The following is a 19,229-nucleotide window of genomic DNA, read 5'->3' as shown; positions in this document are numbered from 1 at the left end:
ACTCGCTCGCCGAACCGCTAGAAGTCCGCCCAATCAACAGGATTTGCACCTCATGCCCGAAAGCATTGCCGAAGCGGTGGCGCGCCGCCGCACCTTCGCCATCATCTCGCACCCGGATGCCGGCAAGACCACGCTCACCGAAAAGCTGCTCTTGTTCGGCGGAGCCATCCAGCTCGCCGGCGAGGTGAAGGCCAAGAAGGACAAGATCCAGACCCGTTCCGACTGGATGAAGATCGAGCGCGAGCGCGGCATCTCCGTCGTCACGTCGGTGATGACGTTCGAGTATGGCGATCACGTCTTCAACCTGCTCGACACACCGGGCCACGAGGACTTCGCCGACGACACCTACCGGACACTGACCGCGGTGGATGCCGCAGTCATGGTGATCGACGCGGCCAAGGGCATCGAGCCGCGGACGCTCAAACTCTTCGAGGTCTGCCGTCTGCGCGACATTCCGATCGTGACCTTCGTCAACAAGATGGACCGCGAAGCGCGCAATCCGTTCGAGATCCTCGACGAGGTGGAAGAGAAGCTGGCGCTCGACACGGCGCCGATGACCTGGCCGATCGGTCAGGGCAAGTCGTTCGCGGGCACCTATCACCTGTCCAGAAACGCCGTGCGCGGCTCGGACTCGGAGACGGACCTCACCCAGGTCAACGGGCCGGAGGCCGCACTCGCGGCCGGCCGCCTGCCGGAAAACGAGCGCGAGACCTTCATCGAGGAAGCGTCGCTCGCCATCGAGGCCTGCCGTCCGTTCAACCTGGAAGCCTTCCGCGAAGGTCATCTGACGCCGGTCTATTTCGGCTCGGCGCTGCGCAACTATGGTGTGCGCGATCTCATCGAGGCGCTCGGCTCCTTCGCGCCGCAGCCGCGGGCGCAGGTTGCCGATGTTCGCACGGTGGAGGCGACCGACGACAAGATGACGGCCTTCGTCTTCAAGATTCAGGCCAATATGGACCCCAATCATCGCGACCGTATCGCTTTCGTGCGCGTGTGCTCGGGCAAGCTCGAACGCGGCATGAAGGCGCGGCTGTCGCGCACCGGCAAGCCGATGGGCCTGACGGCGCCGCAGTTCTTCTTCGCCTCGCAGCGCCAGATCGCCGATACGGCCTTTGCCGGCGACGTGGTGGGCATCCCGAACCACGGCACGCTCAGGATCGGCGATACGCTGACCGAGGGCGAGGAACTGGTCTTCCAGGGGGTACCGAACTTCGCGCCCGAAATCCTGCGCCGCGTGCGGCTCGGGGACGCGATGAAAGCCAAGAAGCTCAAGGAGGCGCTGCAGCAGATGGCCGAGGAAGGCGTCGTGCAGCTGTTCACGCCGGAAGACGGTTCGCCGGCAATCGTCGGCGTGGTCGGGGCGCTTCAGCTCGACGTTCTCAAGGAGCGGCTGTCGGTGGAATACGGCCTGCCGGTCTCGTTCGAAATGTCGCGCTTTTCGATGTGCCGGTGGATTTCGGCCGATTCGAAGACCGAGCTCGAGCGTTTCGTCGACCGTCACCGCGGCGACATCGCCCGCGACCTCGACGGCGACCCGGTGTTCATGGCCGCCGACGGCTTCTCGCTCAATTACGAAGCCGAACGCTATCCCGACATCAAGATGGTCGCCATCAAGGAGTATCACGTCGCCAAGGCGGCGTGATCGCCTTTCTTCTCTCGCTCGGCATTTGCCAGGAAACCGCGCGCATCGATGCCGAGGGTATCGAGCATCATGTCTCGGCCGAAACGCTGGACGCCTTCCGCCGCACGATGGCCGAACGGGATGGCGGAAGCTAGCGGATGATCTGCAGCGCGCCTTCGGCATCGAAGGCGTAGTCGAAAGTGAACCACTTCTTCGTCTGGCTGGTGGTTTCCACGCGGAACGCCGCCATAAGACGCTCGCCGTCGGTCTTCACGTAAATTGTTCCGTAGACCGTGACATTGGACTGGCCGAGAACCTCCATCTCGGCGATGATCTTGTCGCGCAGGACCTCCGAGGGCTTGGCGTGCAGGCTCATGATGCGGTTGACGAGCGTGCGGAGCAGATCGACATCCGCGGTTTCCCGCACCGAGCGCTGAAGCTCGGTCGACAGGATGACCGGCGAAGCGCCGCGACCGAGCTTGCCGAGCCGGCCCAGGAGATCGGGCCGGGGGTGGACATGGCCTTCTTCATCACCCGACGAGATCACGAAAGCCGCCGGATTGACCGCCTCGATGAAGGCATCGGTCACCTTCTCCGAACCGTGGTGGCAGACCTTCATGAGATCGGCCTCGAACCAGTGCCGCGCCTCCTCGATCATCTTGTCATAGGCCGGCGTCCCTGACTTCGGCATCTGCGTACGGCCGGTATAATGGGTCAGCAGATATTTCTCGGCCTTTTCGTTGAGATCGCCTCCGAAGAGGATCTTGAACGACTTGAAGTGGAGGCGGAGAACCACCGAGTGGCCATTCTTCGTTTCGCCCGAACTGCCCAGCCGGCGCAGGCAGAGTGTGCCGTCCGACGCTGTTTCGGGGACCGGCGCCAATATTTCGATCGCATAGCCCCTGTTGTCCGAGGGCGCGAAGCCGGGCAGCCAGACCCGCCCATCCTCCTCGACGCCGTGTTTGGAGGACAGCATGGAGAAATCCGAAATGTGGGGGTTCTCCAGCGCCCTTCGCATCACCTTGGGTAAGCGGAAACTGCCGATATCGGCGTCCGGACCGAACAACCGTTCGATATCGGCGGTCGTCTCCACAAGGTCGCACTGGACCGTTCGGCCAAGCTGCGGATCGTCGACCGACCGCCCGAGCTTCTTCCAGCTGTCGGGCTCCGGACGCTCGAGCAGGCCATTGTGGTAGACATGATCGAAACCGTAGCTGGGCGAGGCGAAAATATACTCGAAACCGCCGTAGTGATCGCTGTCGGAATGGGTGAGGATTGCCGCATGGAAGCGGAAATTCTCCTTGTAGGAGCGAAAACGCTGCTTCAGGAAGTCGTACATCTTTTCCGATTCACCGGCGTCGATGACCATGACGGCCTCGCGGCTCCCCCGCTCGGGTGAGATCAGGACCGCTCCGTCACCCTGCCCGACATCCAGGAACACGATCTCCAGGGGGCGGGTGTCCGTCGTGTGCGCTTTCGGAATGTAAAGTGTCTGCGGCTTCGGCCCCTTCGGCGCCCAGATTATGCGAAGCCGGCCGTCCGGTTCTTCTCCGTCCACATTGAGCCAGTCGCCCCAGAGCACCTGGCGGACCTTCTTGCCGCTGGCTGATCTCAGATACGTCTTGATCGCCTTGCCGTCATCATCGAGCGGCAAACCCACAAAGCAATGCGCCATGACACCCCTCCTGCAAGCGAGAGGCCATCATAGCATCAATTCAAGGTTGCAAAAGCCTAGTCGCCGAGCGCTATGCCTTCCCGGCGCGGATCGGCTCCGCCCTCGAGGCCTTCCGGCGTGATCGCAATCGCATGAAGACCGGAATTGATGTCCCCTATCTTCACCTCGTAGCCCAGTGCCTCGAGCGGAGCTTTCAGCCGCTCGGCATCGGTGCCGGCCTCCAGATCGAACGGACCGGTGCGGTTGACCAGATGCGGCGCGGAAACCGCCTGCTGCGGATCCATGCCCCAGTCGATGCGGTTGATGATGGCCTGGGCGACGTAACCGATGATCTGGCTGCCACCCGGCGAGCCGACCACGAATGCGGGCTTGCCGTCCTTCAGGACGATCGTCGGCGCCATCGAGGAACGCGGCCGCTTGCCGGGCTCGAGGCGGTTGGCGACCGGCACGCCGTCATTATGGGTGCGGAAGGAGAAATCCGTAAGTTCGTTGTTGAGCAGAAAGCCGCGCACCATGAGCCGCGAGCCGAAGCCGTTCTCGATGGTCGTGGTCATGGACAGGGCGTTGCCATAGCCGTCGACGATCGAGATATGGCTGGTCGAGGGCAGTTCGATCGCCTCGCCGTCGGCCCGGTTGAGCGCGTGATCGAAGGCCGGCATGCCCGCTTCGACCGTCTCGAGCGCCTTATCCGTTTCGAGCAGCTTTGCGCGTGCGGCCATATAGGCTTCGTCGACGAGCCCCTTGACCGGTACCGGCACGAAATCGTCATCGGCCATGTAGCGCTCGCGGTCGGCGAAGGCGAGCCGGCTGGCATCGCCGATCAGCCGCCATGCCTCGGGGCTGGCGGAACCGAGCTTCGCAAGATCGGACGGTTCGACGAGCTTCAGGATCTGCCCGACCGTCAGGCCACCCGAAGAAGGCGGCCCCATGCCGCAGACATCATGGGCACGATAGGTCACGCAGACGGGAGGCCGGGCCTTGATGTCATAGGTCTGAAAATCCTTGAGAGAGAGGACCCCGGGATTCCCCTCCGCCTCGCGCACGGTGCGCACGATATCGGCAGCTATCGGCCCCTCGTAGAAAGCCTTCGCGCCACCAGCAGCGAGCGAGCGCAGCGTATCGGCATAAGCGGCATTCCTGAGAACCGTTCCCTCCGGCAGCGGCTCGCCCCCGGGAAGGAAATAGTCCCGCGCATTGCCGTAGCGCGACAGCCGCTCGGCATCAGCGGCGATGGACGCGGCCATCCGCGGCGAGACTTCGAAGCCGTGCTCGGCGAGAGAGATCGCATCGTCGAAAAGTCCGGCCCAGTTGGCCTTCCCCCAGCGGCGGTGGGCCTCCTCCAGAAGCATCGGAGTTCCGGGCGTGCCGACGGAGCGGCCGCCCACCACCGCATCGAAAAATTTCAGCGGCTCGCCAGTGTCATCGAGAAAGAGCTTCGGGGTAGCTTCGAGCGGCGCAGTCTCCCGGCCATCAAGGGTGGAGACTTCACCCGTTTCGGCGTCGTACCAGACCAGAAACGCGCCACCGCCCAGACCGGAGGACTGCGGCTCGACGAGCCCGAGCACGGCCTGTACGGCAATCATCGCGTCAGCCGCGGTACCGCCATCGGCCAGCACATCGGCGCCAGCGCGCACCGCGAGCGGATTGGCGGCCGCAACCATCCAGTTCTTCGCACTCACGGGTTTGCCGTCTTCCCTGGCCTTCAGCGCGGCGGAAATGCCGGGGTCGGTCGCCTGCGACGCGTCGACAGGCGTCGCGGGCTCGGGCGCGATCGTATCGGAAGCCTGCTGTGCGGAAGCGAAACTGGCGGGCAGCGTGGCGAGAAGGGCCAGAAGGATGCGGCGCATATGTGAAGTCTCCCTTTTCTCCGGCGCCGATGGCGGACGCCTCAAGGGAGGACACTAAACGCATGACCGGCCGCGTCCAGTGGGGATGCGGCCGGTCAGTTCTCAGTTCACCGGTTTGATCAGGCGCTGGCCTTGATGAAGGTGCCGTTCCTGAGTTCGTTGACGGCCTGAACCAGTTCCTCGCGCGTGTTCATGACGATCGGGCCGTGCCAGGCGACAGGCTCCTGGATCGGACGGCCGGAGACGAGAAGAAAGCGGATGCCTTCCTCACCGGCCTGCACGGTCACCTCGTCGCCACTGTCGAAGACCACCAGCGTGCGGTCGCCGGACATGTCGCGGATCTGGATCTCCTCGCCGTTGACTTCCTTCTCGACAAGAACGCCGAAGGGTTTGGACGCATCGCGGAAGGTGCCGGACCCGGCGAAGATATAGGCGAAGGCCGACCGGTAGGTGTCGATCTTGAAGGTCTTCTTCCGGTTCGGCGGCACCGAGATATCGACATAGCTCGGCTCTGCGGCAATACCGTCGACCGGGCCCTTCTTGCCCCAGAACTCGCCCGACACGATGCGTGCGACGGTCCCGTCATCATCGACCTCGACCGGAATGTCGGGGGCCTTGATGTCCTGGTAGCGCGGCGCGGTCATCTTGAGCGACGAGGGCAGATTGGCCCAGAGCTGGAAACCGTGCATGCGGCCATTGGCGTCACCATTGGGCATTTCCTGGTGCATGATGCCCGAGCCGGCAGTCATCCACTGCACGTCCCCGGCGCCAAGCGTTCCCCGGTTCCCCAGGCTATCGCCGTGTTCGACCGTGCCTGCGAGAACATAGGTGATCGTCTCGATGCCGCGATGCGGATGCCACGGGAAGCCGCGGATATAGTCTTCCTCACGTTCGTTGCGGAAGTCGTCGAACATCAGGAAGGGGTCTGTCAGCGACGGATCGCCGAAACCGAAAGCCCGGCGCAGATGCACTCCCGCACCTTCGAGATGCGGCTGGGCAAGCGATTCATGCTTTACTGGTCTGATGGACATTGGTCTCTCCTCGGCCGCCTCGCGGGTTCTCGGATGGGCGGCCCTTTTGTTGGCTCCAATGTAGCGACCAGGCGACTGTCTTATAAGAGGGAACAATGAAACGGACTGTTCACGCAAGCAATTGCAATGCAGCGCAGGGACCGCGGGTAACAGTGGCGGGGAACGGGTGAGGCGAGCGGGCGTTGTTCCCTGAGCCAGCGAAGGAGGCTCCGATGTCCAACGAAACGCTTTCGACCGACGCCATCATCCATGACCCGAATGCCACCAGGAGCGAGAAACTCGATCGGCTGAACGACATGGGCTACGAACTCAAGCGCTTTGCGACCAGGAACGAGACGAGCGCCGACGAGGTCGAACACCAGGCCGCGGAGATCAAAGCGGCGAAGGCACGGGTCGAGAAAGAAGGCTGAAAGCCGGCGCGGATCTCAAGCTTGCCCGGCCCTTGCGCCCCGGAATCCCGGGCCGTTTACATTTGAGCAAGCGCCGCGCAATATCATCATCCGATTAAATACCGGAGATGAGTGAAGACACATGTGTCGCTGGGCTGCCTATCGGGGTATTCCGATCCCGCTCGAACAGATCGTATCCGCACCCGGCCATTCGCTGATCGATCAGTCGCACTGCGCCTCCCAGGCCAAGACCGCCACCAACGGCGACGGGTTCGGCATCGCCTGGTATGGCGACCATGCGGAGCCCGGTCTCTACCGCGACATCCTGCCTGCCTGGTCCGACTGCAATCTGCGATCGCTTGCCCGGCAGATCCGTTCGCCGCTGTTTCTCGCCCATGTGCGCGCTTCGACCGGCGGCGCCACCAGCCGCGACAACTGCCATCCCTTCGCCCATGGCCGCTGGTCGTTCATGCATAATGGTCAGGTGGCCGGTTTCGACCGCATCCGACGCAAGCTCGAAAGCGCCCTGTCCGACAGGCATTATGCCTGCAGACGCGGCACGACGGATTCCGAGCTGATGTTTCTGCTGGCCCTGGAATTCGGGCTCGACGAGGAACCGGAAGGCGCCCTGGCAGAGATGATCCGCTTCGTGCTTACAACGGCAGAGGCCGAGGGCCTTGCGACACTCGTCCGGTTCACCGCCGCATTGTCTGACGGCGAGAGGCTGTACGCGATCCGCTATTCGACCGACAGCCATGCGCCGACGCTCTATTCCGCTCCCATGTACGGCGGCAACGGCCACTGCCTGGTTTCCGAGCCCTTCGAGGACACGGCTGCCAAATGGCAGGAAATTCCGGCCGGCAGCTTCGTGACTGTCACGGATGGCGGTCTGTCGGTCAGAGCGTTCGAGCCGGTGAGCCCGGAACCAGTCAGGCTTTCGGAACCGGCCTGATCAGGCGATCGTCCCGGCGATCAGGCGCGCGAGCCTTTCGGCCACCTCGTCCTTGCCCATGTCGGGCCAGTCTTCCACCCCACCGGCCGAGACGATACGGACCGTGTTGCGGGTTCCGCCCATGATACCGGTGGCAGGCGATACATCATTGGCAACGATCATGTCCGCCCCCTTGCGCTTGAGCTTGGCGCGGGCATTGTCGATCACGTCGGCGGTTTCGGCGGCAAAGCCGACCACCAGTTTCGGCCGCTTCTCGTGATGGCCGACCGTCCTGAGGATGTCCGGATTCTCTGCGAGTTCCAGCGCGGGAGGCCCCTCGCCCGCCTTCTTCTTGATCTTGTCGTCCGATGATCTGGCCACGCGCCAGTCGGCGACGGCTGCGACCATCACCGCGATGTCGGCGGGAAGCGCGGCCGTCACGGCATCGAGCATTTCAGTGGCGCGCTCGACATGCAGCGTCTTGACCCCAACCGGATCGGGGATCGTCACCGGCCCGGAGACGAGGGTGACATCCGCCCCAAGTCGAGCGAGCGCTGCGGCGATTGCATGGCCCTGTCGGCCCGAGGAGCGGTTGGCAATGTAGCGCACCGGATCTATCGGCTCGTGCGTCGGGCCGGAGGTGACAATCGCCGTCTTTCCGGCGAGCGGCTTGTCGCCTTCGCCCGCCAGCATGGTTTCGACGGCCGCGACGATGGCGAGCGGCTCGGACATGCGACCCTCGCCCGCCTCGCCACGCTCAGCCATTTCGCCGGTTTCCGGTCCGACGAAGGACAGGCCGTCCGCCCTCAAGGTGCCGACATTCCGGCGTGTTGCGGGATGGCTCCACATGGCCGGGTTCATCGCAGGCGCCAGGAGAACCGGCTTGTTGGTGGCGAGAAGCACGGCAGTTGCCAGATCATTGGCCTGTCCGGTCGCCATCTTCGCCATCAGATCGGCGGTTGCGGGAGCGACCAGCACCAGATCGCAGTCGCGCGCCAGCCGGATATGGCCGACGTCCTGCTCGTCCTCGCGATCGAACAGATCGGTGAACACCTTGTCGGCGGTCAGTGCCCCGACGGAGAGCGGCGTGATGAATTCACGCGCTCCCGACGTCATCACCGCGCGCACCGAAGCGCCTCGCTCGCGTAGACGGCGAATGAGGTCGAGCGACTTGTAGGCGGCAATGCCGCCCGAAATGACGAGAAGAATACGCTTGCCGGCGAGACTCATGAAACCACCGCACCCGGATTGAAACTATCAGGCCCGTCTATAGCGGCAATTCCGCCCGGAAAGAAGACGCCCGGCAGACGGGCCCCGCCATGCGCTCGCACGAAACGGGTCCGGGACTGCCGGGCGTCCGATTTTTCAACCCCGTAACCCTCAGGCTGCCTTGACGATTTCGACGAGCTCGACGTCGAAGATGAGGTCCTGGCCGGCCAGCGGATGGTTGGCGTCGATGGTGACCTCGTTGTCGTCGAAGGCGACGACGGTCAGCGAAATCGGGCCCTGCGGGGTACGCGCCTGAAGCTGCATGCCCGGCTGAAGGTCGATCTCGGCGGGGATCTGGTTGCGGGGCACCTTCTGCACCTTGGCCTCGTCATGAGGGCCATAGGCTTCGTCGGCCGGCACTGTGACGGTCTGCTTGTCGCCGACCTTCATGCCCTGCACACCACGGTCGAGCCCACCGATGATCTGGCCGGAACCGAGCTGAAACTCGAGCGGCTCACGGCCTTCCGAACTGTCGAACTGGTTTCCGTCGGGCAGCTTGCCGACATAGTTGATGCGGACCGTATCTCCGGTCTTGGCTTCCGTCATGAATGTTTCCCAATGCTGGTTTCAATGCCCCCGGATGCGCATCTCGCGCAGATGGGCCGGCACGATCAGAGGCCAGCCACGGGGCGTTTGTCGTGATCGCTGCTCACGGGCGCGATCGGCGAACACTGCCTTCAGGCAGCACACCAAGCCTGACGGAAATGACCGGAAAATGCAAATTTGGGCCGTTTCCGGCGTGAAATCCGGGTGAAACGGTCAATAAAGCCGGACCACGATCGCCACCAGCGCCAGCGCGATCACCCACAAGGCGATGCGTCCCGAGCGGGAGTGGCGGGCTTCCGCCCTGCCTATGGCTTCGGCGGTCGCGGCATCGAAGCGCAGGCCGTGCTCGGCCATGGAATCGATCTCGTCGGCGAATTTCTCCGTGCGCGCGGCCAGCTGCGGCAGCTGTTCGCCCAGACGGACGGCCGCCTCCAGCCCGTCGCGGAAATCGACCAGCAGACGCTTGGGACCGAGATTGTCGCGGATCCAGCTGCCGACCACCGGCTCGGCGGCCTTCCACATGTTGAAGCGCGGATCGAGCGTGCGGGCAACGCCCTCGACGACGACCATGGTCTTCTGCAGCATGATCAGCTCGGGCCGGGTCTGCATGTCGAAGAGCTCGGTGACTTCAAAGAGAAGCGTCAGCAGGCGCGCCATGGAGATGGTCTCCGCCGACTGGCCGTGGATCGGCTCGCCGATGGCGCGGATCGCCTGGGCGAAGCTCGCCGGGTCGTGCTCGGCCGGCACATAGCCTGCCTGGAAATGGACGTCGGCGACGCGGCGATAGTCGCGGGTGATGAAGCCATAAAGGATCTCGGCCAGGAAACGACGTTCCTTCTTCCCGAGACGCGAGACGATGCCCATGTCGACGGCGACGATGGTACCCGCCGGATCGACGAAGAGATTGCCCTGGTGCATGTCGGCGTGGAAGAAGCCGTCGCGCAGCGTGTGGCGCAGGAAGGACTGGATCAGCGTTTCGGCAAGATGGTCGAGATCGTGGCCGGCGGCGCGAAGCCCCTCCACATCGCTCATCTTGACGCCGTCGATCCATTCCATCGTCACACAGTCGCGGCCGGTGCGTTCCCAGTCGACCAGCGGCACGCGGAAACCCGGATCGTCGGCAGTATTCTCCGCCATTTCGGAAAGAGCGGCGGCCTCCAGGCGGAGGTCCATTTCCACCTTGGTGGTCTGCTCGAGGGTGCGGGTGATCTCGATGGGGCGCAGGCGCCGGGTGGCGGGCACATAGCGTTCCTGCATCTCGGCCACGAGATAGAAGGTATCGAGATCCTTGCGGAAGCGCTTGCGCACACCGGGGCGGATCACCTTGACGGCAACCTTCTTCGTGCCGGTCTCGGTCTTCACTTCGGCGGGATGGACCTGGGCTATGGACGCGGCGGCGATCGGAGGATCGAAGCGGGTGAAGAGATCGGCGATGGGACGGCCCAGCGAATCCTCGATCTCCTTGCGGGCCTCGGCCTCCGGGAACATCGCCATCCGGTCCTGCAGCATGGACAGATCGGCCGCAATTTCCGCCCCCACCACGTCGGGGCGGGTTGCCAGAAACTGGCCGAGCTTGACCCAGGACGGGCCGAGACGTTCCACCGCGCGGGCAAGACGGTCCGAGCGGTCGGCATTCATCGCCTTGCGGCGCGCGAACGGCCGGGCAAGCTTCTGGATGAAGCGCATGGCCGGCGGCAGTTCCTCGGGCGGCAGCATGGAGACCACGCCCTCGCGCACGAGAACATAACCGGCGCCGATCAGGCGCAGATAGGTCGAGGGAGAATGCACGTCAGAGTTTCCAGCCGGAATGGAGGGCAGCCACGCCGCCCGTGTAATTGGTCCAGTTGACGCGGGAGAAGCCGGCGCGCTCGATCATGGCGGCAAAATCCGCCTGGCGCGGGAACTTGCGGATCGATTCGACGAGATAGCGGTAGGGTTCGCCGTCGCCAGCGATCGCCTGCCCCATCTTCGGGATACCGTTGAACGACCAAGCCTCGTACAGCTTGTCGAGCACCGGCATCTGGACCTCGGAAAATTCAAGGCAGAGGAACCGTCCGCCGCGCTTGAGAACGCGATGGGCCTCGCGCAGCGCCTTGTCGATATCCGGGACGTTGCGAATGCCGAAAGCAATCGTGTAGGCGTCGAAACTCTTGTCCTCGAAGGGCAACTCCTCGGCATTGGCCTCGACGAATTCGAGGTGGGACGCCAGTCCGCGCTTCTCAGCACGCTCCTGGCCGACACCCAGCATCGAGCCGTTGATGTCGAGAACCGTACCGAGCGCTTCCTTCCTGGAGGCTTCGACAATGCGGAAGGCGATGTCGCCGGTTCCGCCCGCCACGTCGATGAACCGCCAGCCGGGCGTCTTCGGCGGGTTGAGAACCGAGATCATCGCGTCTTTCCAGACCCGGTGCATGCCGCCCGACATCACGTCGTTCATGATGTCGTACCGCTTGGCCACCTTGTGAAAGACATCATTGACCAGTCCCTGCTTCTCTCCCTCGCCAACCGAGGAAAATCCGTAGGACGTGGCCATTCCCCCATCGGCTGTGGCGCGGTTCTTCGACATGGGATCCTGTTCCTGTAACTCGACTACATACATATGACCGGCAGCCGCGGCGACCAGCCATCCGGGCGGACCATAGCGAAAGTCCTTCCGGCGCGCTATCTAACCGCCTGACTGCGCCATGCGGCAAAGCGCGCGGGCCTTATAGGCCAGCCCATGCGGCATGACCATAGACAGAGACACTTTCGAACGGAGCCCCCCTTGCCCGAACTTCCCGAGGTCGAAACGGTCCGACGCGGACTGGCGCCCGTCATGGAAGGTGCGCGGATCATGTCCGTCACCCAGCGCCGCCCGGATCTGCGCTTTGCCTTCCCGGAGAATTTCGTCGCCCGGCTCGAGGGGGCGACGATCAAGCGCCTGGGACGGCGGGCGAAATATCTGCTTGTCGAAATCGACCGCGGCGAAACGCTGGTCTGCCATCTCGGCATGTCCGGTTCCTTCCGCATCGAGGCGGACGCGGACGCGGACATCCCCGGCGTCTTCCACATGCCGCGCGGCAAGGAGAGCATCCATGACCATGTGATCTTCGAGCTGGACGGCCCGTCGGGTCTCGCGCGCGTTCTATATAACGATCCGCGCCGCTTCGGTTACATGGACCTGATCGCAAGCGGGCAGATCGAACACCATCCCTGGTTTTCCGCGCTCGGTGTCGAGCCCGTCGGAAACCTGTTGTCGGCCCCCTATCTGGCTGAAAAATTCCGCGGCAAGAAGGCGCCGCTCAAGGCCGCCCTTCTGGACCAGTCCATCATCGCGGGCCTCGGCAACATCTATGTCTGCGAAGCGATGTGGCGCACGGGACTTTCTCCCAGGCGTCACGCGGGCCTGCTCGTGACCAAGGGTGGCGCTCCCCGCGCGGGGCTCGAGCGGCTGGTCCCCGCGATCAGGGACGTGATTTCCGAGGCTATAGAGGCTGGAGGTTCGTCGCTGAGGGACCATATACAGGCGGATGGAACGCTCGGTTACTTCCAGCATCGTTTCTCGGTCTACGACCGGGAGGGAGAAGCTTGCAGGCGCGAGGGCTGCAACGGTACTGTCTCCCGCATCGTCCAGAGCGGACGGTCGACCTTCTACTGTCCCCGATGCCAGACCGGCTGAGGCGGGCACTTTCATTTCCGCCCTCCAGGGAGAAAAGGGAATCTCATGGCATCCAAACCGCTGAAGACCGAAACAAGGGGCCGCGTCGCCATCCTGACGCTCAATCGTCCGGAGGCTCTCAATGCGCTCAACAGCGAACTGATGAACGAGGTCTGCGACGCGGTGGCGAAATATTCCGCCGACGAGAAGATCGGCGCGATCGTGATCACCGGATCGGAAAAGGCTTTCGCCGCCGGCGCCGATATCAAGGAGATGCAGGACCAGACCTACATGGACGTGTTCATGTCCGATTTCTTCGCCCGCTGGAACGAGGTGGCATACGCGCGCAAGCCGACGGTGGCCGCCGTTGCCGGCTATGCTCTCGGCGGCGGATGCGAACTGGCCATGATGTGCGACTTCATCATCGCCGCTGACAATGCCAAGTTCGGCCAGCCGGAAATCACGCTCGGCGTCATTCCCGGCATGGGCGGGAGCCAGCGCCTTACCCGGGCGGTCGGCAAGGCGAAAGCCATGGACCTGTGCCTCACGGGCCGGATGATGGATGCGGAGGAAGCGGAGCGTTCGGGCCTCGTGTCACGCGTCGTCCCGGCCGACGAGCTGCTCGAAACGGCAATCGGCGCTGCCGAGAAGATTGCCAACTTCTCGCTGCCTGCCGTGATGATGGCCAAGGAATCGGTCAACCGTTCGTTCGAGGTCCCGCTCGACGAGGGTCTGCGCTTCGAGCGGCGGCTGTTCCACTCGCTTTTCGCCACCGAAGACCAGAAAGAAGGCATGACCGCTTTCGTCGAAAAGCGGAAAGCCGGCTTCAAGCACCGGTGAGGATGCCGCGCGGCGAAGAAAGCGCCGCCTCATCGACCGGAAAGGCCCAATTTCGCGTTGACGGAAAGAGCAATTGCCGGTATACGCCCGCAATCCGTTGATGGCCGGTCACGCCGTCAAGAACCAGTTCGCCTTACGACAAAGCTAGATGGAACCGCCGCGAGGGTGGTGTTCGGGCAGTCGCCAGGCGCTAGTGATAACCGAGAGGCATAAATGGCCAATACAACTTCGGCGAAAAAAGCGACCCGCAAGATCGCCCGCCGCACCGCAGTCAACAAGGCTCGCCGTTCGCGGGTCCGCAATTTCGTCCGCAAGGTCGAGGAAGCCATTTCGAGCGGCGACCAGGCAGCGGCATCGGCCGCTCTGCGCGCCGCCCAGCCCGAGCTGATGCGAGCCGCCGGCAAGGGCGTCCTTCACTTCAATACCGCATCGCGGAAGGTGTCCCGTCTGGCCCAGCGCGTGAAGGCGCTCAGCGCCTGATATCATCAGACAGTTTTGAGTTTCGAAAGGCCCGGCATCGTCCGGGCCTTTTTTGCGTCGTATTGTCAACTACTTGTCACATTCGTTGAATTATTGATACATAAAACCGCCCGCCCATTGGGCGCAATCGCAATTATTTCCATTTAAAATCAATGGCTTGCGCGAGGTGGGGTGCTTGCAGGCACCCCGTCATAAAATTTAGCAAGGCGTTAGGCTCACATTAACCTTTTTTAAAATTTTAAGGATATTTGGTGGCAGTGACCGGCGACCAAGTGGAAACGCCAATGAATCCAAGCAACTGCTCACTTAGTCCTTCGGACGCTGCTTAAGAGCCATCGGGAGTCAAGCACCGGAGGCTAAAAAAGAGTCAATTTTCGCGCTTGATTCACCCATCCCAACCTGCCTAAAAACGATCAACGAAGGGCGCGGGAGACAGTACTCCCAGACCGAATTTTCGGGGGATAAAACCCGGACATCCTACCTAGCTCTTCGGGTGTAGCCGATGGCTGCACATACTCAGTTGCAAGCAACTTTCTGCAACGCAGGCGTGTCTGCGTGTGGCGAAGCTGTGCCTGAACAACCGGGCCGTCATTCGGCGCGGTGAGCATGTGTGACGCAACCGGGATTCATTTGCGCGAAAGCGCAGAATGAGAGGTGAGGCTGGACGATAGAGTGGCGAGAGCCACTTCGGAATCCCAAGGGACAGGATTCCACAACAATGTGCAGATCGATCAAGGTCGCACGATAAGAAGACTACTAGTGGACATTCTTCGCCCAGGGGCGGGCAGAGTGTCTTTGGACAGAACTTAGCCGCGATTGCGGTCCAAAACATCGATTCAGGGGAGCGGCATGATGCATGCTAGACCGGCGACGCACCAGAACGACAACGACACAGCCATGAAGGCGAAAGTCGGGACTGCAGCTGCACAGGGGGCACAGCAGTTGACGACTGGGGCGGAAATGACCAATCAGAACGAGATCTTCACCAAGGTTCAGGCGAAACTGAAAGCCCAGGTCGGGCAGGAAGTCTTCACGAGCTGGTTCGGGCGGCTCAAGATGCAGGCGATGTCGAAGAGCGTCGTGCGTCTCTCCGTCCCGACGGCATTCCTGAAGTCCTGGATCAACAACAAGTATCTCGACCAGATCACGGCGCTTTTTCAGGAAGAAGATTCCAACATCCTGAAGGTCGAGATCACCGTCCGCTCGGCGACCCGCCCGACAGCGCGCCCGGCAAACGATATCGACGCCCAGGACTCGGCAATCAAACCCGCCGCCTCGTCCACGATCCGCAAGGAACCGGCCTCGATCCGCGGCATCTCGGCCCATGTCTCCTCGCCGTCCCGCCCGATAGCTGCCAACAATCCGGTCATCGGCTCGCCGCTCGACAACCGCTTCACCTTCGACACCTTCGTCGAAGGGGCATCGAACCGCGTGGCGCTCGCCGCCGCCAAGACGATCGCCGAAGCAGGCACCGGCGCCGTGCGCTTCAACCCGCTCTTCATCCATTCGAGCGTGGGCCTGGGCAAGACCCACCTCTTGCAGGCGATCGCCTCCGCCGCGAGCCAGCATGCGCGCAATCCGCGCGTCGTCTATCTGACCGCCGAATATTTCATGTGGCGCTTTGCCACCGCGCTGCGCGACAATGATGCGCTGTCGTTCAAGGAAAGCCTGCGCTCGATCGACCTTCTGGTGATCGACGACATGCAGTTCCTCCAGGGCAAGTCGATCCAGCACGAGTTCTGCCATCTGCTGAACATGCTGCTCGATTCGGCCCGCCAGGTGGTGGTCGCGGCCGACCGCGCGCCGTGGGAACTGGAATCGCTCGATCCGCGCGTTCGCTCGCGCCTTCAGGGCGGCGTCGCCATCGAGATCGAGGCCCCGGACTACGACATGCGTCTCGGCATGCTGCGCCAGAAGACCGCCGAGGCCCAGGCCGACGACGCGACCTTCGAGATCGACGACGAGATCCTGCAGCATGTCGCCCGCATGATCACCTCGAGCGGCCGCGAGCTGGAAGGCGCGTTCAACCAGCTCCTGTTCCGTCGCAGCTTCGAGCCGAACCTGTCTGTCGATCGCGTCGACGAACTGCTCGGGCACCTCGTCGGCTCCGGCGAACCCAAGCGCGTGCGTATAGAGGACATCCAGCGGGTGGTGTCGCGGCACTACAACGTGTCCAAGCAGGAACTGGTCTCGAACCGGCGCACCCGCGTCATCGTCAAGCCGCGCCAGATCGCCATGTATCTGGCCAAGACCATGACACCGCGCTCGTTTCCCGAGATCGGTCGCCGCTTCGGCGGACGCGACCACACCACGGTTCTTCATGCGGTGCGCAAGATCGAGGATCTGATCAGCAACGACACCAAACTCGGCCATGAGGTCGAGCTTCTGAAGCGGCTTATTCTCGAATAGAATCGCGCCCGGCGCCGACCGGGAGATTTTTCCCCAGAAACCCGGCCATGGCAGTCATGTCGTGGCCGGTTTCTCTTGCAATTCCACCTGCATATCTGCCATTTTGCCGTCCCCGGCCAGCACTCGCTGCCCGTGTCGATACATGCCGGGCACCCCGGCCAATCCAGCAGACAGAACCGCGCGGCAAGTGCGGGTCAAGAAAGCGGTAATCAGGATCATGCGTGTCACCCTCGAGCGTTCCAATCTTCTGAAGTCCCTCAATCACGTCCATCGCGTGGTCGAGCGCAGGAACACCATTCCGATCCTTTCGAACGTGTTGCTGAAGGCCGACGGCGCGTCGCTGGAAATGAAGGCGACCGACCTCGACCTGGAGATCACCGAGGCGACGGCGGCGATGGTGGAGCAGGCCGGTTCGACGACCGTGCCGGCGCATCTTCTCTACGAGATCGTCCGCAAGCTGTCCGACGGCTCGGAAGTGGCGCTGACCACGAATCCGGACGGCAATTCGATGACGGTTACCGCCGGCCGTTCGAAATTCTCGCTGCAGTGCCTGCCGGAAGCCGACTTCCCGGACCTGACCGCCGGCGCCTTCACGCACACGTTCCGCATCGCGTCGAACGACCTGAAGATGCTGATCGACCGCACCCAGTTCGCCATCTCGACCGAAGAGACCCGCTACTATCTCAACGGCATCTTCATGCATGCCATCGAGGGTGACGGCGGGCTCAAGCTGCGCGCGGTCGCCACCGACGGCCACCGCCTCGCCCGCGCGGACATCGAGGCGCCTTCGGGCTGCGAAGGCATGCCGGGCATCATCGTGCCGCGCAAGACGGTCGGCGAGATGCAGAAGCTGCTCGACGATCCGGACGTCGTGGTCACCGTCGAGGTGTCCGAAGCCAAGATCCGCCTGACGATCGGCAGCGTGGTGCTGACCTCGAAACTGATCGACGGCACCTTCCCGGACTACCAGCGCGTCATCCCGAGCGGCAACGACAAGGAACTGACGGTCGATTGCGAAACCTTTGCCAAGGCCGTCGATCGCGTCTCGACCATTTCGTCCGAACGCGGCCGCGCGGTAAAGCTCGCGCTCGATGCCGGTCAGCTGACGCTGACGGTCAACAATCCCGATTCCGGCAGCGCGACCGAGGAACTGGCCGTCGGCTACGATGCCGATCCGCTGGAAATCGGCTTCAACGCCAAATACCTCCTCGACATCACCAATCAGCTCTCGGGTTCGGAGGCCGTGTTCATGCTGGCCGATCCCGGTTCGCCGACTCTCGTGCGCGACAGTGCCGGTGACGACGCGCTCTACGTGCTGATGCCGATGCGGGTGTAGGCCTGGCGGGCCAGCATTTCGCACTGACGATGCCGGGCTGGAGCGGACGATGTACGTAACCCGGCTGAAACTCACCGACTTTCGGAACTATGCGCGCGCCGATATCGAATTCGCGCCGCGCCATGTCGTGCTGACCGGCAATAACGGGGCGGGGAAGACCAACCTCATGGAAGCGCTCTCGCTTCTGTCGCCCGGCCGCGGCATGCGCAGGGCTGCCTATGGCGACCTGATCAAGGCCGGCGAGCCTCAGCGTTTCGCGATATTCACCGAGCTAGACGGCATGGAAGGTCCGGTCGAAATCGGCACCGGCTTCTCGCAAGCCGACGAAGGCGGCCGCAAGGTCCGGATCAATGGCGCTCCGGCGCGATCCGCCGACGAACTGCTCGACCATGCGCGCGTTCTCTGGCTCACGCCGTCGATGGACGGGCTGTTCACCGGGCCCGCCGGTGACCGGCGGCGTTTTCTCGACCGGCTGGTCCTGTCGGTCGATCCGGGTCACGGCAAGCGCGCGGTCGACTTCGAGCGCGCCATGCGCAGCCGCAACCGCATCCTGTCCGACGGACGCAACGAACCGGTCTGGCTCGATGGCCTCGAAAGCCAGATGGCCGAATTGGGGGCCGCCATTTTCGCCGCCCGCCGCGAGGTGGTGGGGCTTCTCGCCGCACTCGTCGCCGACCGCCCCGACCCGGCAACTTTCCCGGTGGCGCTTCTCGCCCTGGAGGGCTTCGAGATCATGTCGGATACCGGTGACGCGACCGATGCGGAAGAGCGCTACGCCCAGGCCCTGCGCGCGGGGCGTTACCGCGACCAGGCGGCCGGACGCACGCTCGAAGGTCCCCACCGGATGGATCTCGCGGTCACCCACAAGGCCAAGAACATCGCCGCGGGCCTGTGCTCCACCGGCGAGCAGAAGGCGCTGATGATCGGGCTCATTCTCGCCCATGCGCGGCTGGTGCGCGACATGGCGGGACACCCGCCGCTGATGCTGCTCGACGAGATCGCCGCACATCTCGACGAAGGCCGCCGCGCAGCCCTCTTCGATCTGGTCGACGATCTTGGCGGACAGGCCTTCATGACCGGAACCGATCAGTCCCTCTTCGAAGCGCTCGGCGGGAGGGCACAGGTCTTTCATGTCTCCGAAGGCAGTCTCGCGCCGGCGTCCTGAGCGCGGCCGTCATTGACAGCCGCAGGCACGGGGCGTCTTCTCGCCTTCGACCA

The 19,229-nt window shown here is 63.3% G+C and carries 17 protein-coding genes and 1 pseudogene; 10 read left to right on the top strand and 8 right to left on the bottom strand.

Annotation, left to right across the window (positions count from 1 at the left end; genetic code table 11):
• Nucleotides 1-52 precede the first annotated feature (52 nt).
• The gene (locus tag E2A64_RS02665; RefSeq protein ID WP_133282884.1) at nt 53-1,642 is read left to right on the top strand and encodes a peptide chain release factor 3; all 1,590 of its coding nucleotides are present in this window, start codon (nt 53-55) and stop codon (nt 1,640-1,642) included.
• A pseudogene (locus E2A64_RS02660) lies at nt 1,627-1,776 on the top strand (manganese-binding transcriptional regulator MntR); the annotation flags it as partial. The gene E2A64_RS02665 and the pseudogene E2A64_RS02660, both read left to right, overlap by 16 nt.
• On the opposite strand, the gene E2A64_RS02655 reads toward E2A64_RS02660, so the two are convergent.
• The 3 genes from E2A64_RS02655 to E2A64_RS02645 form a co-directional block, all read right to left on the bottom strand.
• Nucleotides 1,773-3,296 (bottom strand): ComEC/Rec2 family competence protein, encoded by a 1,524-nt coding sequence (locus tag E2A64_RS02655; protein WP_133282883.1) that lies wholly within the window; start codon nt 3,294-3,296, stop codon nt 1,773-1,775. The pseudogene E2A64_RS02660 and the gene E2A64_RS02655 sit on opposite strands and share 4 nt — an antisense overlap.
• 56 nt (nt 3,297-3,352) lie before the next feature.
• The gene (gene ggt / locus E2A64_RS02650; protein WP_133282882.1) at nt 3,353-5,143 is read right to left on the bottom strand and encodes a gamma-glutamyltransferase; all 1,791 of its coding nucleotides are present in this window, start codon (nt 5,141-5,143) and stop codon (nt 3,353-3,355) included.
• A 119-nt stretch (nt 5,144-5,262) separates the two neighbouring features.
• Nucleotides 5,263-6,174, bottom strand: a complete 912-nt coding sequence (locus tag E2A64_RS02645) for a pirin family protein (protein ID WP_133282881.1) — start codon at nt 6,172-6,174, stop codon at nt 5,263-5,265.
• A gap of 212 nt (nt 6,175-6,386) precedes the next feature.
• Here E2A64_RS02645 and E2A64_RS02640 point away from each other — a divergent pair, with 212 nt between their 5' ends.
• Nucleotides 6,387-6,584 carry a hypothetical protein gene (locus tag E2A64_RS02640; RefSeq protein WP_133282880.1) on the top strand — a complete coding sequence of 66 codons (198 nt, stop codon included), beginning with the start codon at nt 6,387-6,389 and terminating at the stop codon, nt 6,582-6,584.
• A gap of 121 nt (nt 6,585-6,705) precedes the next feature.
• The gene (locus tag E2A64_RS02635; protein WP_133282879.1) at nt 6,706-7,515 is read left to right on the top strand and encodes a class II glutamine amidotransferase; all 810 of its coding nucleotides are present in this window, start codon (nt 6,706-6,708) and stop codon (nt 7,513-7,515) included.
• Here E2A64_RS02635 and coaBC read toward each other — a convergent pair whose 3' ends face one another.
• The 4 genes from coaBC to ubiE form a co-directional block, all read right to left on the bottom strand.
• Nucleotides 7,516-8,724: a bifunctional phosphopantothenoylcysteine decarboxylase/phosphopantothenate--cysteine ligase CoaBC gene (gene coaBC / locus E2A64_RS02630; protein WP_133282878.1), complete on the bottom strand. Its 1,209-nt coding sequence runs from the start codon at nt 8,722-8,724 to the stop codon at nt 7,516-7,518.
• Nucleotides 8,725-8,874: 150 nt separating this feature from the next.
• Nucleotides 8,875-9,309, bottom strand: a complete 435-nt coding sequence (locus E2A64_RS02625; protein WP_133282877.1) for an FKBP-type peptidyl-prolyl cis-trans isomerase — start codon at nt 9,307-9,309, stop codon at nt 8,875-8,877.
• Nucleotides 9,310-9,522: 213 nt separating this feature from the next.
• Nucleotides 9,523-11,097: a 2-polyprenylphenol 6-hydroxylase gene (gene ubiB, locus E2A64_RS02620; protein ID WP_133282876.1), complete on the bottom strand. Its 1,575-nt coding sequence runs from the start codon at nt 11,095-11,097 to the stop codon at nt 9,523-9,525.
• A gap of 1 nt (nt 11,098) precedes the next feature.
• The gene (gene ubiE, locus E2A64_RS02615) at nt 11,099-11,875 is read right to left on the bottom strand and encodes a bifunctional demethylmenaquinone methyltransferase/2-methoxy-6-polyprenyl-1,4-benzoquinol methylase UbiE (RefSeq protein ID WP_133282875.1); all 777 of its coding nucleotides are present in this window, start codon (nt 11,873-11,875) and stop codon (nt 11,099-11,101) included.
• Between the two features lie 198 nt (nt 11,876-12,073).
• Here ubiE and mutM point away from each other — a divergent pair, with 198 nt between their 5' ends.
• From mutM to dnaA, 4 genes are all read left to right on the top strand, one after another.
• Complete coding sequence (gene mutM, locus E2A64_RS02610; protein WP_133282874.1) at nt 12,074-12,967, top strand: bifunctional DNA-formamidopyrimidine glycosylase/DNA-(apurinic or apyrimidinic site) lyase; 894 nt, start codon at nt 12,074-12,076, stop codon at nt 12,965-12,967.
• Between the two features lie 45 nt (nt 12,968-13,012).
• Nucleotides 13,013-13,786, top strand: coding sequence for an enoyl-CoA hydratase (locus tag E2A64_RS02605; RefSeq protein ID WP_133282873.1), 774 nt, complete (start codon nt 13,013-13,015; stop codon nt 13,784-13,786).
• A gap of 213 nt (nt 13,787-13,999) precedes the next feature.
• Nucleotides 14,000-14,266 carry a 30S ribosomal protein S20 gene (rpsT, locus tag E2A64_RS02600; protein ID WP_133282872.1) on the top strand — a complete coding sequence of 89 codons (267 nt, stop codon included), beginning with the start codon at nt 14,000-14,002 and terminating at the stop codon, nt 14,264-14,266.
• A gap of 960 nt (nt 14,267-15,226) precedes the next feature.
• A complete protein-coding gene (gene dnaA / locus E2A64_RS02595) occupies nt 15,227-16,675 on the top strand; it encodes a chromosomal replication initiator protein DnaA (RefSeq protein WP_244598219.1) in 1,449 nt (482 codons plus the stop codon).
• 54 nt (nt 16,676-16,729) lie between these two features.
• On the opposite strand, the gene E2A64_RS17780 is transcribed toward dnaA, so the two are convergent.
• Entirely contained in the window at nt 16,730-16,894 is a 165-nt protein-coding gene (locus tag E2A64_RS17780) for a hypothetical protein (RefSeq protein WP_158285664.1), read from the bottom strand.
• Between E2A64_RS17780 and dnaN the strand changes: the two genes are divergently transcribed.
• On the top strand, nt 16,893-18,011 hold the full coding sequence (dnaN, locus tag E2A64_RS02590) for a DNA polymerase III subunit beta (RefSeq protein WP_133282871.1): 1,119 nt from the start codon (nt 16,893-16,895) through the stop codon (nt 18,009-18,011). The two genes, E2A64_RS17780 and dnaN, sit on opposite strands and share 2 nt — an antisense overlap.
• A gap of 37 nt (nt 18,012-18,048) precedes the next feature.
• Nucleotides 18,049-19,176, top strand: coding sequence for a DNA replication/repair protein RecF (gene recF / locus E2A64_RS02585; RefSeq protein ID WP_133282870.1), 1,128 nt, complete (start codon nt 18,049-18,051; stop codon nt 19,174-19,176).
• The last annotated feature ends 53 nt before the right edge of the window (nt 19,177-19,229 follow it).

Origin of the sequence: Pseudohoeflea suaedae (genome assembly GCF_004354915.1) — a bacterium.
Lineage (GTDB): Bacteria > Pseudomonadota > Alphaproteobacteria > Rhizobiales > Rhizobiaceae > Pseudohoeflea > Pseudohoeflea suaedae.
The sequence above is the reverse complement of the archived record's forward strand: the minus strand, read 5'-3'. Positions and strand labels throughout refer to the sequence as shown.

Coding starts and splice junctions, on each gene's coding strand:
- E2A64_RS02665 (WP_133282884.1), top strand. CDS start 53: ATGCCCGAAAGCATTGCCGAAGCGGTGGCGCGCCGCCGCACCTTCGCC.
- E2A64_RS02655 (WP_133282883.1), bottom strand. CDS start 3,296: ATGGCGCATTGCTTTGTGGGTTTGCCGCTCGATGATGACGGCAAGGCG.
- ggt (WP_133282882.1), bottom strand. CDS start 5,143: ATGCGCCGCATCCTTCTGGCCCTTCTCGCCACGCTGCCCGCCAGTTTC.
- E2A64_RS02645 (WP_133282881.1), bottom strand. CDS start 6,174: ATGTCCATCAGACCAGTAAAGCATGAATCGCTTGCCCAGCCGCATCTC.
- E2A64_RS02640 (WP_133282880.1), top strand. CDS start 6,387: ATGTCCAACGAAACGCTTTCGACCGACGCCATCATCCATGACCCGAAT.
- E2A64_RS02635 (WP_133282879.1), top strand. CDS start 6,706: ATGTGTCGCTGGGCTGCCTATCGGGGTATTCCGATCCCGCTCGAACAG.
- coaBC (WP_133282878.1), bottom strand. CDS start 8,724: ATGAGTCTCGCCGGCAAGCGTATTCTTCTCGTCATTTCGGGCGGCATT.
- E2A64_RS02625 (WP_133282877.1), bottom strand. CDS start 9,309: ATGACGGAAGCCAAGACCGGAGATACGGTCCGCATCAACTATGTCGGC.
- ubiE (WP_133282875.1), bottom strand. CDS start 11,875: ATGTCGAAGAACCGCGCCACAGCCGATGGGGGAATGGCCACGTCCTAC.
- E2A64_RS02605 (WP_133282873.1), top strand. CDS start 13,013: ATGGCATCCAAACCGCTGAAGACCGAAACAAGGGGCCGCGTCGCCATC.
- rpsT (WP_133282872.1), top strand. CDS start 14,000: ATGGCCAATACAACTTCGGCGAAAAAAGCGACCCGCAAGATCGCCCGC.
- dnaA (WP_244598219.1), top strand. CDS start 15,227: ATGACCAATCAGAACGAGATCTTCACCAAGGTTCAGGCGAAACTGAAA.
- dnaN (WP_133282871.1), top strand. CDS start 16,893: ATGCGTGTCACCCTCGAGCGTTCCAATCTTCTGAAGTCCCTCAATCAC.
- E2A64_RS17780 (WP_158285664.1), bottom strand. CDS start 16,894: ATGATCCTGATTACCGCTTTCTTGACCCGCACTTGCCGCGCGGTTCTG.